Origin of the sequence: Acinetobacter calcoaceticus, assembly GCF_051947995.1 — a bacterium.
Taxonomy (GTDB): Bacteria; Pseudomonadota; Gammaproteobacteria; order Pseudomonadales; family Moraxellaceae; genus Acinetobacter.
This window is the reverse complement of the sequence record NZ_JBLVVH010000007.1, coordinates 112,916-128,989: the sequence shown is the minus strand read 5'-3', so window position 1 is coordinate 128,989 and position 16,074 is coordinate 112,916. Positions and strand designations below refer to the sequence as shown.

Below are 16,074 nucleotides of genomic sequence, written 5' to 3'. Positions count from 1 at the left end.
TACGCGCCTTTTCAGGAAGTCGATAGAACTTACTTTTTCTGGTCATTACTACCAAATAAAGGGCCCATTCCACCGCCACCGCCGAATTGTTTTTGCATATTACCTAATGATTTCAGCATTTTGCTCATACCTGATGGATTCGCAAATTTCTTCATCATTTTCGCCATTTGTGCCTGTTGCTTGATCAGTTTATTCACTTCAGCAACGTCCATACCACAGCCGGCAGCAATACGTTTTTTACGACTTGGATTAATCAGATCAGGATTACGACGTTCCTTGATCGTCATTGACTGAATGATGGCTTCCATACGCTTGACTTGTTTTTCAGGGTTGGCTTTTTCAATTGCGTCCTGAATACCCGCATTGCTCATGCCTGGTAATTTGTCGAGGAAGCCCATCATGCCGCCCATTTTGCTCATTTGCTCAAACTGCATCAGCATATCTTCAAAGTTGAAGTTACCGCCTTTTTGCAGTTTTTTCGCCATTTTCTCGGCTTTTTCTTTGTCGATTTTACGTTCAACTTCTTCGACCAAAGAAAGGACGTCACCCATCCCCAAGATACGTTGTGCAACACGATCCGGATGGAATGGCTCAAGCGCATCCAGTTTTTCACCAATACCCAAGAACTTGATTGGCTTGCCGGTAATGGCACGAACCGAAAGTGCTGCACCACCGCGTGCATCACCATCGGTTTTAGTCAGAATCACACCCGTTAAAGCTAAAGCATCATTAAAGGCTTTGGCAGTATTGGCAGCATCCTGACCGGTCATTGCATCGACAACGAATAAAGTCTCGGTTGGTTTTACCGCCGCATGTAATTCTTTGATCTCGTCCATCATGTCTTCATCGACATGTAAACGACCTGCTGTATCGACAATCAGAACATCAGCAAACTGGATTTTGGCCTGCTCAATCGCACGCTTGACAATATCAATCGGCTTTTCAGACGCTTCAGATGGAATGAAACCGACACCGACTTCATTCGATACTGTTTCTAACTGCTTGATCGCTGCTGGACGGTATACGTCGGCAGACACCGTCATCACTTTTTTCTTTTGGCGTTCTTTTAAGAAACGTGCCAATTTTGCAGCAGTCGTGGTTTTACCCGCGCCCTGCAAACCGGCAAGCAGTACAACCACCGGTGGTTTTGCACTTAAATCTAATGTTTCATTAGCCTCACCCATCATCTTGGTGAGTTCATCATAGACAATCTTTACAAATGCCTGACCAGGAGAAAGCTGAGTCATGACTTCCTGACCGAGCGCTTCTTCCTTAACCTTCGCGATAAATTCACGAGTTACAGGTAACGCGACATCGGCTTCAAGAAGTGCCATACGTACTTCACGCAGGGTATCTTTAATATTGTCTTCGGTCAGCTGCCCTGAGCCAGTAACATTTCTTAAACTCTGTGTGAGTCGTTCTGTTAAGGTATCAAACATTGCGAAATCCGCTTAAAATGGCTAGTTGCAAAAAAATCTTTCTTAAAATAGAAAATTTATGCATAAGATGCTATAGGATACTGTAGTTCGAAGCGAATTTATATCTTATATGGCGAATATTATTCATCCTCCTAAAAAAGGTTTGACATGATCAGTCTCCCCTTGGTTTACACAATTTTGGCACTTATCGCCTATACCAGTTCATTTTGGTATTTGTTTATTCGATTGATGTCAAAACGTACTCCAAATCTTTGGTGTTATGGCCTGATGGTCGGTTTAGGACTGGTGCTACATGCCACCGTTCTTTCCCAAGACATGCTGACATCTATTGGGGTGAACTATGATGTATTCAACCTGATGTCCTTCACTTCCGGACTGATGTTGGCACTGAGTCTGATCCTGAGCCTGATTCGCCCGATCCTGCCTCTCAACCTGATTGGCACCCCTGTAGCTGCCTTTGGTTTAATTCTGGGCTTTGCATTTAGCCAACCCAATCAGGTGATTGAACAACATAGCTTTGGTCTGGACCTACATATCATTCTGTCACTGGCGGCCTATGCCGTACTGCTGATGGCCACCATCCATGCTGTGCTTTTATGGTTTCAAGACCGGGAACTGAAAAAGAAACAAAAACGACGCATCTGGGTGAATTTACTTCCGCCCTTTCAGGTCATGGAATCTGTGTTATTTGACCTGATTATTACCGGATTTGGCCTGCTCACTGCCGCATTATTGTTCGGTTTCTTTACCATTGATAACTTTTTTGCCCAACATCTCGCACATAAAACTGCATTTAGTATCATTTCATGGTTCTTGTACGGCGCGTTGTTGATCGGACATTACAAATTTGGCTGGCGTGGGCGTAAAGCAATTCGTTTTACCATTACTGGTTTTGTCCTGCTTGCGATTGGTTTTATGGGCAGCAAATTTGTTTTGGAAATGATATTAGGACGTTAAGCTTTTCTCACTTAATAAAAACTAGACAGCCTATCTGAAAATGCGTATAACGCTGTTTTCGCTTCGCTAGGTAAAAATCGTGAAACTTGTACTCGCTCCAATGGAAGGTCTGACTGATCCGATCATGCGTGATGTGCTCACCCATGTTGGCAGTTTTGATTGGTGCGTGACCGAGTTTATCCGTATTACCGATAGCATTCAGCCCGATCATATCTACTACAGCTTTTGTCCAGAACTGAAAAATGGTGGTAAAACTGCGGCTGGCACCCCGGTACATGTACAGTTTCTAGGTAACAATCCAGAGATGCTCGCAGCCAATGCAGCCAAAGTGGTTGAACTGGGTGCACCTGCAATTGACCTGAATTTTGGTTGTCCGGCCAAAACTGTAAACCGCCATCGTGGCGGTTCTGTATTACTGGATGAACCGGAGACCGTACATCTGTTGGTCAAAGCCGTTCGTGATGCCGTACCAGCACACATCCCTGTTTCAGCCAAAATGCGTTTGGGCTATCTCGATGAGAATCATACCTTAGACAATGCCCATGCCATTGAAGATGCAGGCGCCAGCTGGCTCACCGTACATGCACGCACCAAGGCAGATGGTTATACCCCGCCAGCCTACTGGGAAAAGATTCAACCGATTACCGAAGCATTAAAAATCAATGTCATTGCCAATGGTGAAATCTGGAACAATGCTCATGCCAAAGCTTGTCTGGAACAATCTCATTGCCAAGATTTAATGATTGGCCGCGGTGCGGTGACTACACCAGATTTAACCTTATGCATTCGTCAGGATATGGATCATGCGCTGCTGTCTTGGCCTGAACTGGTTGAACTGCAGCTACGCTTCTTAAGCGGTCAATACAAGACCGAAATTGGCATGGTCGGACGTTATAAGCAATGGTTAGGAATGATGACCAAGGCTTATCCTGAAGCCCAGCAACTGTGGGCACACGTGAAGAAGATCAAACAGCTTGAAGATATCCTTCAGTATTTAAAACAGAGCTGAGGCTTGTACTTAAGATTTAAATAAAAAAAAGCGGCCTAAGCCGCTTTGGAAAACCCAAAAACACTTCATTACATACCACTGACTTTCATTTTTAGATTTGTGATCGAAGCACCTGTCATGCCAATATTACCAATTGAAGCATTTGGTAAATTATTAAAAACACCTGACTGTTGAGCTGCATTTGAACCTAACAGGACATTGTTTAGCTGTAAATCAAACTTATCTGTTGTGCCGGCATTGCCAAAAATAAGCCCCCCTTTATCAGTCCCTTCAGGGCCATAAACTCCAGCATAAAAACCTTTAAGCCCAAAGGGATTACCATTATTTCCTGTCAATTTAAAATTAAAACTTGCGCCAACGGCCGGCGTTGCAGAGTTTCCTGGTGTTGCATAATCAGACACCAGCATGATATTACAACCATTTCCTGATCCACAAATGGACTCAATTGCTCCATCAAACATTACCATATGACCTTGCGGTGCTGCACCCAGCTGGATATTCATATTCGGTTTATTCGCTGCAAAAACAATATCGATTCCTCCAACCCGCAACAGCTCTTTGACATCACTTTTCAGTAAAGTCCCTGCGGTAAAGATGGAGTTACGTGTATAGCTACTTCCATTTAAATTAGAAAGTGAACTTGATCCTGCGGTATAGATAGAGAAAGGTGAGATTCGAAGCCCTGTAATACTATTATCAAAAGTTAAACCAATATTAGCAAAAGCGCCCTTTGCTGAAGCATTACCTTTATCCGTATCAATCGTTGCTTTTAAACCGAAAGTGGTCTCAGTACTACCATTCAATCCTGTTACTTTAACTGGACTGGCAACAGCTTGACCCGCTACGCCTGCAATTACCAGACCAGCACGTCCTGTATAGCCACCACTCGGTAAACCGTCATTATCAATGATTGCCAATTGATTAAACTGGACATTGGACTGTAAGCCAATAGTCAAACCGTCTTGTCCAGTTGTTGCTGAAAGACTCTGATCATCCATCGGTTGCATCGCCATTGTTAATGGGCTTAACAATACTAATGACAAACACGCTAGTTTCTTGTTTTTATTCATTGTCCTCATCCATAGACAAATGTTTAAAATATATACTACAGCTTAACATAACCGACTCGTTACACAATCAATTTATCATTTGATAGATAAGTAGAAGCATCTACTGTTACGCCATCAAATATCTTAGTTTCTAGGCATGATTGAAAATTGACTGTTTAAGCGTCCACCCGTAATTGCCATTTCACCTAAACGCTGAGCACCACCACTCGGCCCATAAAGATTAATATCTCGAGTTCTAAAGACACCGTCAGTGGTACGATTCGGGTTAAAGGTCAGCCCGGCATTAAAGCTTGCTACCCCTTCTCCTGAGCTATCTCGACTGATCTTAATGGCGTTATTAAATGCAATATCACCTTGAATATTATCTAGACCTAAAGTTGAACCATCCACAGGATCACTAATTTGTATCGTGTTATTGCTTGCGGCATTTAATTTAAGATCACCGACAATATTCAAGGCATTGCCTGTACCATCCGCTTTATATTCGTTATTTGGAATAAGAGACAGATTCATATCTCCTCCAATACGAAGTTTTAAACCAAATAGCACATCATTACTCAATGCAAAGTTATTATTAGGTGACACGCCACCTGTATAGGTTGCACCAGGTAAATAACCCGCAGCAACTTCTGCCGCCATCACGATGAGCATATCTTTAAGTGTTGCATTAAAACTGCCATTTTCAAGACCGAGGCTTCCCGTTCCTTTTAACAACATATCAATATTACGCAAGCCCATGTAATAGTTTCGAGCACCGTCAATTACCAGAATAGAAGTGGTTTTATTTCCTAAAGCTTTATAGGCGCTATCTCGATCGACACCTGTGGTACTGAGACCCAATGAAAAACCTAATCGTGGCGTTTCACCACTGCTTCCAACACTACGCTTCACACCATTTTTGTCAAAATAGAATGCCTCATTGGCATTTACTTTTGTACCATACATGGCCATATTGGCATTCAGGTTATAAAAAGGTAATGCTAGACCCCAGTTATTATCCGTATGATTGGTAATTGCTGCATAACCACTTTCAGGATTACTGGTTGCACTATTAGTGAAACGTCCTCGTCGAGAAATTGCCTGAAACTCTGCGCCACGAATGGCCACAAGCAGACTATAAGGGTTTGTGGTTCCTGTTTGGGTATGCAGACTTTGTGTATAGTCCACATCTCGGGTTAAGAAACTGCCATTACCAAATTTAGAAGTCTGAAAAACATAGTTTGCTGGCAAATAGACTGAACGGGCATCCACCAGATTGAGATAGACATTACCCGTATCAAAGGAGCCTCGGGTGCCTAACTGTAAACCCGTTAAATTGCCGAATTCAAAACCATAGGTATTTAATCCTGCACCACCTATTTCTAAGGTTGTGGCCTTTCCATCAGTCCCCAACATCGAGTCATTATCTTTGGTAAATTCAGCCTTCATACGGAATGCAACACCTGTTTTCCCCATGATGGCATTTCCGCCAGTGGTGCTGCCGAGGATATTGGTTCCCTCAGGATTGCCATAGTTGCTTCCATAAGCAGGATTTGCGGCATTACTTGCATTGATACCACGCAACTGTAGAGAACCATTGATCATACGACCATTGGCTCCGACACGAATTAAACCTTTAGCCTTATTATCAGGACTGGCTTGCTGATTTAACGGTGTGTTGGTTGCATCCAGTGTATAAGGAGAAGCTGGATTTGCTTTTTTATTCAACAAAAACTCTAAATTTAATCCTGCATTGGTCGCTACGCCACCATCTGCGTAGGTTCCAGCTGTAACATTGCCAGTATCTTTAACTCGGGTAAAATCGACATAACCATAATCAGTCGTCGGCGTCTGGGTCAATGAAGCATTTGCTGCATTTCCAGTAAGTAATGCATTATTGGTTTGTAGCTTGATCCCTTCAACAGAATCGACAAACATCACGCCTTTACCTAAAAAGTTAAAATTCAGGTTTTTCAGCACCAGTTGATTCAACTCATTATTTGAGGTCTGCCCCAAATAAATATTGGCATTTTTAAGACCTAACTCTAACGAAGCCTGGCTGCTTTTACTAAAAAGACCATCCGTCGTTTTAAACTTTAAATCTAATGGTGAAGTGGTCTGAATTGCTAAATTACCAATATCACTACTACATCTGTTGGTGTCACAAATCTGAAATGAATCAATGGTGATGAGAGATGGATTTGAGGAAAGTTCGATGTCCAATCCCGTTTTATTACCATTGCTTCCTGTATTTAGCTTATAGGTTGTTCCAAGTGGATTGCCTAAAGCATTTTGCTGAATATTAAAATTGTTGGCGACTGCTTTTAAGGTCGTGCCCGCCGCATCAGAACTGCCTCGGCCAGCATCATCTTGCCAAAAAAACTGGTCCACATGAATCTTGTCATAGGTGGTTTCAATATGGACGCCATCTTGCCCATTCACACTACGCAGAGCACTGTCATCCAAAGCTTGTAATGCATAAGCAGAATGACTAATAAAAAATATACTTGCAGCTAAGGTATTGAGTGCAAACCTTATGTTTACAGTATTTTCATTATTGTTTTTCATCACTTCAATCCTTTGAAATTTAAGCCAGCTTAGCAACGCGGATGACTGCCATCACAAGAAAACATCATGACATTTCCTTGAATCGCCAAATTACCATTCATTTTTAATCCCATAAATCCCGTTTCTTTATTACGGTCATACACGGAAGGATGATCAGTTGCATATGTCGGTGCTTTTAAATAACCATAACCGCTTGCTGGTGGTGTAGTCGGATTATTTCCTTCGACCAGTTTTCCATTACTATCATAGTAGCTGGTAAAATCATCTTGCTCGATTGCAAGTGCATTGAAACCAAAGTTTCGGATCAGGATTGGCTTGGTGGGATCAAAGCTTAATTGCATTGCCGGTTTAGTTCTTGCCACTCCACCGTCATCGTTATAAATCAGGTCAACGCCATCCAGACCTAGCTTTTGCAGATCAATGGTTCCTTGTATGCCTTTAAAGACTAACCAGACTTTATTTGCAGGATTGGCCTGGGTTGGATCACTTACAGGTTGATTGCCATTTTTGACAAAACGTTTATTGACCGAAATCCCAAGATGACAAAAAGCTAAGTTTTCACACACGCCACCCAAACCATTATCAAACTCATATTTTCCCGTTGTACTGTTATAAATCTGGTTTAGTGATAACTTGAGGGATAAATCTGCTCCAGCCTGACCTTCAACAGCTTGTAAGGCTGCATTATCCAGACTTTGCAGTTCGGCATGCGTCAAAGTTGTGACCAATATAAGAAGTAACGTTGTGATTTTTTTCATCGTCTTACTCCTTTTACAGTCCAGTTGTCGTGATTTTAAGGTGCTGAATCAAGACGCCATCTATCACAGCCGAACCCATATTATTGATTGGTGAACCAGATCTATAAGTATTGATATCTGCGTTTGGAGTGGTTGTATACCAACGTCCACCTTCAAAACGGGCATCCGGTAATGCTCCAGTCGTTGGAACCACAAATTTTTGACTGCTATTTCCGGCATCTTGACGTGTATAACCTGCATTTAAAACAGTTGGGTCATAAAGTGCCGTACTATCAATATTGATCCAGTTTACACCGCTGGTTGAATCAAATCGTAGACCGTAATCTCTATTACTTCCTGTAGCGCTACCGCTACTGGTCCTGTATTGCCAACGATAACCACTACAGAACAAACCTGAGCAATCTACACTTGTTCTTTGCTGATTTTGTAATTGATAAAAATACTGGTCTCTTGATACTGCACCAGATTTTAAAGATCCAAAAGAAATACCCACCGCATCCTGTGTGTCAGTTCCCTTGAAAGCCTGAAGGGTTTTACCTCCATCATTACTATAAACAGTACCGATACCAATACTGCTATGTGTTGCATTTGAGCCCTGATAAGTTTTCCCACCCAAGCTAATATTACTGCCACATTGGTAAACGTTACAGGTAGACCCTTTATAACTTTGGTCTGCACCTGTGTAATCGGTATAGATCTTTTTATAAATACTTTCTTTATTCGGAATACGCGCAACTTCCAAACTAAAGTTCTTTCCGTCTGAACCCAAAATCACAGGCTGATATAAATTACCCAACACGAGATTGGTATTTAGGTTATAGATAAAAATCCCTTCATTGGCATCAAAATTAGGCGCATTGCCGCCTTGAATCGCAGGCGTTGATAAATTCGCAGTATCCGTTGTTTCACGCGTACTTAAACGGAGTACACGATCATTTAAACCTGTAGGTGCGGTCCAGTTACCTGTTGAGGTTATTTTAGTGGTCTGGCTACGGATACGATATTCGGTCACACCAGCTGCACCAGGATCACTGGTTTGTCCAGGACTATAGCGAGGTGTCCAGATGTCTGTTCCTGACCCACAAGCTGTACAAGTTTCACCCGCATTTAGCGTAGGTAAAGTATCTGTTTTTGTAGAGGTCGGTGTATTTATAACCATACCCGCTTTTAAATTGGCACCGTCCCCGCTATTAAACCGAAATACACCAGCCAAACCCAATGTATTGTTATAAAAAGGGCTTAAGCCTCCCGTGTTTCCTGCGCCATTCAAGGTCTGGAATATTTTTAAATTACTGCCATTTAAACTAAAACCATTCCATATCCCTTGTAAACGCAGCCGATTTGCACGGGTAGGATCAATACTGGTACCAACTAAGCCTACATTGTTTCCATACTGAAACTGATCTGCTGCGCCATCAGCTTTATTGGGATTACGTACAAATGCATCAGCCCATAGTCCAAGTTTTAAGTTATAAGCATTTACACCGACTGGATCTGCCCCTGTTTTAATCACAGTGGGAGCACCGACACCTGTCGTATTATCATTATAATATTCATACAAAGGCGCTTCTAAAGCCATGTAGGTGACTTGCCCTGTATCAGTATTCGGCGTACTTCCATCTGGTGTAAAGGTAGGAACATTGGCTTCCGACTGAACTTTTAAAATCCATGGGTTACTTGCTGAACCCCAGCTACTAATTGCATTAATTGCTGTACCCGCAGTATTCAAGCCCAACCGTTCATTATTATTGGTTGTACGACCTGGATTTGAGGCAGAAAGCGCCAATCCATATAAAAATAAATCTGCTTTACCGACTGCTCGGTCTCCCGCATCTACACCACCACTTTTATTAGTATCTGTTGCGGCGAGCGATAATGGTCCAACTGGAACATAATTGATATAGCCGGTATCTAATTGCCGATTCAGTAAATCTGCCCCTGTTGTGGTATTTTTTTCTCCCTGAAAAATCATATAGCTATTTTGTGGGAGTAATGCGATCCCTTCACCTGTGGTTTGGCTTAAACCTTCATCAGAGAGCTCTTGTAACGCAAAAGCAGATTGACTGACACATAGTCCAATAAAACTTGCTAAAACAGTCTTTTGAAATGAATCCATATGGAGTATAGCCATCTTGACCTTCCTAATCACCCGATGCTCCGCACCTACGTTATATTTTTTCTTTCATCCTTCCGAGTGATTTTAAAAAAACTGCTTCCTAGCATCACTCAAGCAATAGACGAATCATGTCTATCTCATCACAATTTATTATGCCGAATAATTACACAAATGCAAAACAAACTGGCTAAATGTTACATTTTTCCGATGAGTGCATAAAGCAAAAGCAGCCAAAGCTGCTTAAGTCGTTTTTGTAATAAACTAGCAGAACTTTAAAGTTCCATAACAATTCGGTGTGAATTTTTGAGTCGCTAACTCTAAATTCGTCAAGGCCATTTGTGGACGAGTTGCATTGATTAAATCTACTGTACCAACTGGAATAGCACTACCAAGCAAACAATTCTCTGCAATAATTCCGCCACATTTGACAGGCGTATCATACAAGAAATCACTTACTTGCTTAAACGCTTCATTTAATGTGGCTTTAGGAATATCTACCGCTAGCGTAGGCTGAATAAATCCAATATCGATCGGATTGGTAAACTCAAGCCACCAGCCATTTTGAGAAATAGAGGTGTTCTTGGTCCATTGGATATTCTGTGACTGTAAAGATAATGAGGCAGCTGTACCATTGAGGTTGGCTTTGTGGAAATAACCTAGATCTTCATTAATCGCCACATCGACGGTCAAGTTTTTGATGAGACCACTCGCATCTTTATTATCTAGATTAATGATTCCTGCTGCTTTTGCACTCAGTTTACCGCTCAGGTCAATGTCACGGACCTTGGCCGTAGCAGTCAGATTGGCACTGGTAATACGTTTGCCCGTAATAGGTTGCTGCCCTAAAATTAAATCTCCTTTTAAGATATTACTCCCTGTCGCTTTATCTCTTAAATTAAGCGCATAAGCTGTTGTCGTAAAACCAATCGGAATGCCTAAAACACAGCAAGCCCTCCCCGTAATCGCATTATAACCATCTGACTGGTTTAACGTGCCTTTCGCGGCCTCGCCTGCGACTAGGCTTGTTCCAAACCCGTTTACATTGGCAATACCTGTTGTTGCGGCAATCTGCATATATCCGCTCAATGAGTTAATCCCACTTTTAGCCGGACCATTTTCCAGACCAAAAGTAATCAGACCTAAGGCCTTTTCTGCACTTAGATTCAACCCGACAATTTGACGTGTCGATGCTTTATCTGGATTCTTGATTGCAAACTCGATAAATGGATTGGTTAAAACCGCCGAAGACCCTGCCCGGGCAGCTCTGTCGCCAGCACTGTCTGTATTGGAAGTTGCAGAGTTACCCAGCCCACTTAAACTCAGGTAATCAATATCAATATCACAACCGCCAGGTCCATTACTCCCGCCACAACCCAATTGAAGCTTTTTAATATTGACGTTCAGTTCCATTTCAGCTTCTAAACCAAGTTTATAAAAGCCAATTGTATTGTCTCCACCAAAACGCTTTGCTTCCTGATTGGCCGAATCAGTGGGTGCAACATAAGACAAACTCATCAATGCCTGTCCTGTTGTTGCAGACATTTCACTATCAGTCATACTTTGCAACGTATGCGGAACTGCATAAGTCACATTGCAACACCAACTCATTACCCCTAGAAAAAATATAGATGAATATCTATTTTTCATTATAGAAATCCCTTTAAGTTCTAAAACCCGGATCAACTAATGATCACCACAAGTTTTATTTATAGGTAAATATCGATGATCTACCTTTCCCCTCGAGCAATATAAAACAATCTATTGTTAAATAATAAGTAACTTCCGATGAAACTCTCCAATATTTAATTTTGCGCTATCAAGGGATCTATCCATTTTTATAATTATTTTCTTTAAGCGCAGGCGTAGAGAATATGAGCATGACAAATCAATAGACCAATAAAAAGCAGCCGAAGCTGCTTAATGTTTTCAGGTAAAATTAGCAGAACTTCAAAGTACCATAACAGTTCGGCGTAAATTTCTGAGTCGCTAGCTCTAAATTTGTCAGGGCCATTTGTGGTCGGGTTGCATTGATTAAATTAACCGTCCCTGTTGGAATCGTATCGCCAAAAAGACAATTTAATACTCCAAATGTTCCACAATTAATCGGATGATCAGTCAAATACTGAGAAACCTGAGAAAATGCTTCATTAAGCGTCGCTTTAGGAATATCAACATTCAGTGTGGGTTGAATGAAACCAATATCGATTGGATTACTAAACTCAAGCCACCAGCCATTTTGCGAAACAGATTTATTATTACTCCACTGGATGTTCTGTGACTGTAAAGAAAGTGACGCTGCTGTACCATTTAGATTCGCTTTATGGAAATAACCTAAGTCTTCACTGATCGCGACATCAACCAGTAAGTTCTGAATCGTACCAGTGACCTGTCTATCCAGATTCAATCCAATTGCCTTTGCTACAATATTTCCACTTAAATCAATATCACGTACTGCTGCCGTTGCGGTTAAATTCGCACTGGTAATCCGCTTTCCTGTAATCGCTTGCTGCTTTAAAGTTAAATCACCTTTTAAAATATTACTTCCTGTGGCTTTATCCCGAAGGTTGAGCGCATAAGATGAGGTTTCAAAGTTGATTGTAGGGACACAGAGAGCAGGAAGACTACATACTTTACCTGTAATCGGATTATAACCATCTGACTGATTCAGAGTTCCTTTGGCAGCTTCCCCTGATACCAAACTTGTGCCAAATCCGTTTACATTGGCAAGACCTGTCGTGGCTGCAATCTCCATATAGCCACTAAGGGAGTTAATACCTGTCTTATTGGGTCCATTTTCCAGACCAAAGGTAATCAGGCCTAAAGCCTTCTCTGCACTTAAATTCAACCCAACAATTTGACGGGTTGAAGCTTTATCTGGATTCTTGACTGCAAATTCAATAAATGGATTGGTTAAAACCGCTGATGAGCCTGCACGTGCTGCGCGATCAGCCGCACTATCGGTATTAGAGGTTTCAGAATTCCCTAAGCCACTGAGACTGAGGTAATCAATATCGATATCACAGCCACCTGCTCCATTGGTACCACCACAACCTAACTGGAGTTTTTTAATATTGACGTTCAACTCCATTTCGGCCTCCATTCCCAACTTATAGAAACCAATGGTTTTGTCTCCGCCAATACGTTGTGCTTCCTTATTAGCCAAATCAGTGGGAGCAATATACGACAGGCTCATCAATGCCTGACCTGTAGTTGCGGACAGTTCCGTATCCGTCATGCTTTTCAATGTACTGGTTGTAGCATAAGCAGGATGAACAAAAACTCCGATCATCCCTAAAAAGATTGTAGATAATCCTTTCCTTTTCATTATAAAAATCCTTTTTTTTGATTCTAAATCTTAGCTCTAAATAATTTTCTACAATAAAATTATGTGGGCAGAAAAAATTAGTAAGCTAATAATTACTTTTATAACTGCTCCTACTATACCCCTGAAAAGTGTTAAATAATATACAATATATGACAAAAATGACCCATAAAGGTAAAAAAATATCACAAAAAAAATAATCCTATTAAATATCAAATAGTTTATTTCTCGTACAGAAAATGAAAATATTCCAGTAGAAATTTGAGTGTTGTTTTGCACACACCCCAGACTAAATCATAATTAGGATAGTTTCAGAAATACTTTAGATGTGGCAGAAGAAACATGAAGAATTGTTCCTTGTTTTAGAGGCCTCCTAAGCGACTGCGATTTTTGACAAGAAAGGGGGAATCAAGCGGAATAGTACGAAAAAAATCAAATACAAATATTCAAGTTCTATATATCCGTTCAACTTATTATCTAATACATTGTATTTAAAATATAATTAATTGATATCTCTTAGTTAAGCTATCAAAAGATATAAATAAAAAGCAGCCCAAGCTGCTTAGTTTTTTCAGGCTAAATTAGCAGAACTTCAAAGTACCATAACAGTTCGGCGTAAATTTCTGAGTCGCTAGCTCTAAATTCGTCAGGGCCATTTGTGGTCGGGTTGCATTGATTAAATTCACCGTTCCTACAGGGACTGTATCCCCCAAAAGACAATTTGCCGCACCAAGTGGTCCACAATTAATCGGATGATCATTCAAATACTGAGAAACCTGAGAAAATGCTTCATTAAGCGTCGCTTTAGGAATATCAACATTCAGTGTGGGTTGAATGAAACCAATATCGATTGGATTACTAAACTCAAGCCACCAGCCATTTTGCGAAACAGATTTATTATTACTCCACTGGATGTTCTGTGACTGTAAAGAAAGTGACGCTGCTGTACCATTTAGATTCGCTTTATGGAAATAACCTAAGTCTTCACTGATCGCGACATCAACCAGTAAGTTCTGAATCGTACCGGTGACCTGTCTATCCAGATTCAATCCAATTGCCTTTGCTACAATATTTCCACTTAAATCAATATCACGTACTGCAGCAGTTGCGGTTAAATTCGCGCTGGTAATCCGCTTTCCTGTAATTGCTTGCTGCTTTAAAGTTAAGTCACCTTTTAAAATATTACTTCCTGTCGCCTTATCCCGAAGGTTGAGCGCATAATCCGTAGTTTCAAAATCAATCGTGGGTATACAAAGAAGAGGTGTAGAGCATATCTTACCGGTAATCGGATTATAACCATCAGATTGATTTAACGTGTTTCTGTCTGGCTCCCCAGATACCAGACTTGCTCCAAATCCATTTACATTGGCAATACCCGTTGTGGCTGCAATCTCCATATAGCCGCTAAGGGAGTTAATACCTGTCTTATTAGGTCCATTTTCCAGACCAAAGGTAATCAGGCCTAAAGCCTTCTCTGCACTTAAATTCAACCCAACAATCTGACGGGTTGAAGCTTTATCTGGATTCTTGACTGCAAATTCAATGAATGGATTGGTTAAAACTGCTGAGGAACCTGCACGAGCTGCTCGATCCGCTGCGCTGTCAGTGTTGGACGTTTCAGAATTCCCTAAACCACTTAAACTCAGATAATCAATATCGATATCACAGCCACCTGCCCCATTAGTACCACCACAACCTAACTGAAGCTTTTTAATATTGACGTTCAACTCCATTTCGGCTTCCAGTCCCAATTTATAGAAACCGATAGTTTTATCTCCTCCATCTCGCAACGCTTCTTTATTGGCCAAATCAGTGGGAGCAATATACGAAAAACTCATCAATGCCTGACCTGTGGTTGCGGACAGTTCCGTATCCGTCATGCTTTTTAATGTACCAGCTGTGGCATATGCATAATTTATGCATGAACTACCTAATAAAAGCATTGCTAAAGGAAGAGATTTAAACTGTCGCATGACCGACCTCCATGTTTAAAACATCCATATTTGTTTATTTTTATAATGTTTTATCTCAGCCACAGACAGTTATCTAATTTATATCCACACTGTGAACGGCGATAAAAACAAATCCTTTTTTAATTATATTTTAAAATAATTTAAATACAAGTTTAAATTAATTAAACAATTTAGGCCATAAATTTACAATTTGTTCTAATAGATCACATAAAAAAAGCTCACCATAGTTTATATGATGAGCTTTTTTTCAATTTTAATGATCAGGTCTTCGGCAATGTCACACCAGTTTGACCTTGGTATTTACCACCACGATCTTTATATGAAGTTTCACATACTTCATCGCTTTCAAAGAATAACATTTGTGCCACACCCTCACCTGCGTAAATACGTGCTGGCAAGTTGGTTGTATTCGAGAATTCCAGGGTAACGTGACCTTCCCACTCAGGCTCTAACGGGGTCACGTTTACAATAATTCCGCAACGTGCATAAGTTGATTTGCCAAGGCAAACAGTTAATACGTTGCGTGGAATACGGAAATATTCAATGGTCCGTGCCAAGGCAAACGAGTTTGGCGGAATGATACACACATCAGACTCGATATCGATAAAGCTTTTATCATCAAAATTCTTAGGGTCAACAATGGCTGAGTGCACATTGGTAAATACCTTGAACTCACGCGCACAACGGACATCATAGCCATAGCTCGATACCCCGTAAGAAATCAACTTTTCACCGTTTTTATCAAAACGAACTTGATTTTCCGCATAAGGTTCAATCATGCCGTGTTTTTCGCTCATTTCACGAATCCAACGATCAGATTTTATAGCCATGACTTTTTATCCAAAGACGAAGTTAATAATTGGCGAATACTTTAACTTAAAAT

11 protein-coding genes are annotated in these 16,074 nt (G+C 41.0%); 2 read left to right on the top strand and 9 right to left on the bottom strand.

Annotated elements, in window-relative coordinates; all coding sequences use genetic code 11:
- Nucleotides 1-29 precede the first annotated feature (29 nt).
- On the bottom strand, nt 30-1,439 hold the full coding sequence (gene ffh, locus ACNQO6_RS14075) for a signal recognition particle protein (protein WP_440209362.1): 1,410 nt from the start codon (nt 1,437-1,439) through the stop codon (nt 30-32).
- Between the two features lie 147 nt (nt 1,440-1,586).
- Here ffh and ACNQO6_RS14070 point away from each other — a divergent pair, with 147 nt between their 5' ends.
- Together ACNQO6_RS14070 and ACNQO6_RS14065 are read left to right on the top strand one after the other, a co-directional pair.
- Nucleotides 1,587-2,396 carry a cytochrome C assembly family protein gene (locus ACNQO6_RS14070; RefSeq protein WP_005283757.1) on the top strand — a complete coding sequence of 270 codons (810 nt, stop codon included), beginning with the start codon at nt 1,587-1,589 and terminating at the stop codon, nt 2,394-2,396.
- A 79-nt stretch (nt 2,397-2,475) separates the two neighbouring features.
- Entirely contained in the window at nt 2,476-3,405 is a 930-nt protein-coding gene (locus ACNQO6_RS14065; protein ID WP_440209361.1) for a tRNA dihydrouridine synthase, read from the top strand.
- Between the two features lie 68 nt (nt 3,406-3,473).
- Here the strand turns inward: ACNQO6_RS14065 and ACNQO6_RS14060 are convergent, their stop codons facing one another.
- The 8 genes from ACNQO6_RS14060 to dcd form a co-directional block, all read right to left on the bottom strand.
- Nucleotides 3,474-4,475, bottom strand: a complete 1,002-nt coding sequence (locus ACNQO6_RS14060) for a DUF6160 family protein (protein WP_440209360.1) — start codon at nt 4,473-4,475, stop codon at nt 3,474-3,476.
- Between the two features lie 123 nt (nt 4,476-4,598).
- On the bottom strand, nt 4,599-7,022 hold the full coding sequence (locus tag ACNQO6_RS14055) for a DUF6160 family protein (RefSeq protein WP_440209359.1): 2,424 nt from the start codon (nt 7,020-7,022) through the stop codon (nt 4,599-4,601).
- Between the two features lie 29 nt (nt 7,023-7,051).
- Nucleotides 7,052-7,780: a DUF6160 family protein gene (locus ACNQO6_RS14050; RefSeq protein ID WP_440209358.1), complete on the bottom strand. Its 729-nt coding sequence runs from the start codon at nt 7,778-7,780 to the stop codon at nt 7,052-7,054.
- Nucleotides 7,781-7,793: 13 nt separating this feature from the next.
- The gene (locus ACNQO6_RS14045) at nt 7,794-9,911 is read right to left on the bottom strand and encodes a hypothetical protein (RefSeq protein ID WP_440209357.1); all 2,118 of its coding nucleotides are present in this window, start codon (nt 9,909-9,911) and stop codon (nt 7,794-7,796) included.
- A gap of 246 nt (nt 9,912-10,157) precedes the next feature.
- Nucleotides 10,158-11,504, bottom strand: a complete 1,347-nt coding sequence (locus tag ACNQO6_RS14040; protein WP_227554527.1) for a DUF1667 domain-containing protein — start codon at nt 11,502-11,504, stop codon at nt 10,158-10,160.
- Nucleotides 11,505-11,832: 328 nt separating this feature from the next.
- Entirely contained in the window at nt 11,833-13,221 is a 1,389-nt protein-coding gene (locus tag ACNQO6_RS14035) for a hypothetical protein (protein ID WP_440209356.1), read from the bottom strand.
- A gap of 578 nt (nt 13,222-13,799) precedes the next feature.
- Complete coding sequence (locus ACNQO6_RS14030; protein ID WP_440209355.1) at nt 13,800-15,191, bottom strand: hypothetical protein; 1,392 nt, start codon at nt 15,189-15,191, stop codon at nt 13,800-13,802.
- A gap of 260 nt (nt 15,192-15,451) precedes the next feature.
- Nucleotides 15,452-16,021, bottom strand: a complete 570-nt coding sequence (gene dcd / locus ACNQO6_RS14025; RefSeq protein ID WP_002120290.1) for a dCTP deaminase — start codon at nt 16,019-16,021, stop codon at nt 15,452-15,454.
- Nucleotides 16,022-16,074 lie beyond the last annotated feature (53 nt).

Bases quoted from the DNA above. Each gene is read 5' to 3' on its own strand.
- ffh (WP_440209362.1), bottom strand. From the start codon at position 1,439: ATGTTTGATACCTTAACAGAACGACTCACACAGAGTTTAAGAAATGTT.
- ACNQO6_RS14070 (WP_005283757.1), top strand. From the start codon at position 1,587: ATGATCAGTCTCCCCTTGGTTTACACAATTTTGGCACTTATCGCCTAT.
- ACNQO6_RS14060 (WP_440209360.1), bottom strand. From the start codon at position 4,475: ATGAATAAAAACAAGAAACTAGCGTGTTTGTCATTAGTATTGTTAAGC.
- ACNQO6_RS14055 (WP_440209359.1), bottom strand. From the start codon at position 7,022: ATGAAAAACAATAATGAAAATACTGTAAACATAAGGTTTGCACTCAAT.
- ACNQO6_RS14050 (WP_440209358.1), bottom strand. From the start codon at position 7,780: ATGAAAAAAATCACAACGTTACTTCTTATATTGGTCACAACTTTGACG.
- ACNQO6_RS14045 (WP_440209357.1), bottom strand. From the start codon at position 9,911: ATGGCTATACTCCATATGGATTCATTTCAAAAGACTGTTTTAGCAAGT.
- ACNQO6_RS14040 (WP_227554527.1), bottom strand. From the start codon at position 11,504: ATGAGTTGGTGTTGCAATGTGACTTATGCAGTTCCGCATACGTTGCAA.
- ACNQO6_RS14035 (WP_440209356.1), bottom strand. From the start codon at position 13,221: ATGAAAAGGAAAGGATTATCTACAATCTTTTTAGGGATGATCGGAGTT.
- ACNQO6_RS14030 (WP_440209355.1), bottom strand. From the start codon at position 15,191: ATGCGACAGTTTAAATCTCTTCCTTTAGCAATGCTTTTATTAGGTAGT.
- dcd (WP_002120290.1), bottom strand. From the start codon at position 16,021: ATGGCTATAAAATCTGATCGTTGGATTCGTGAAATGAGCGAAAAACAC.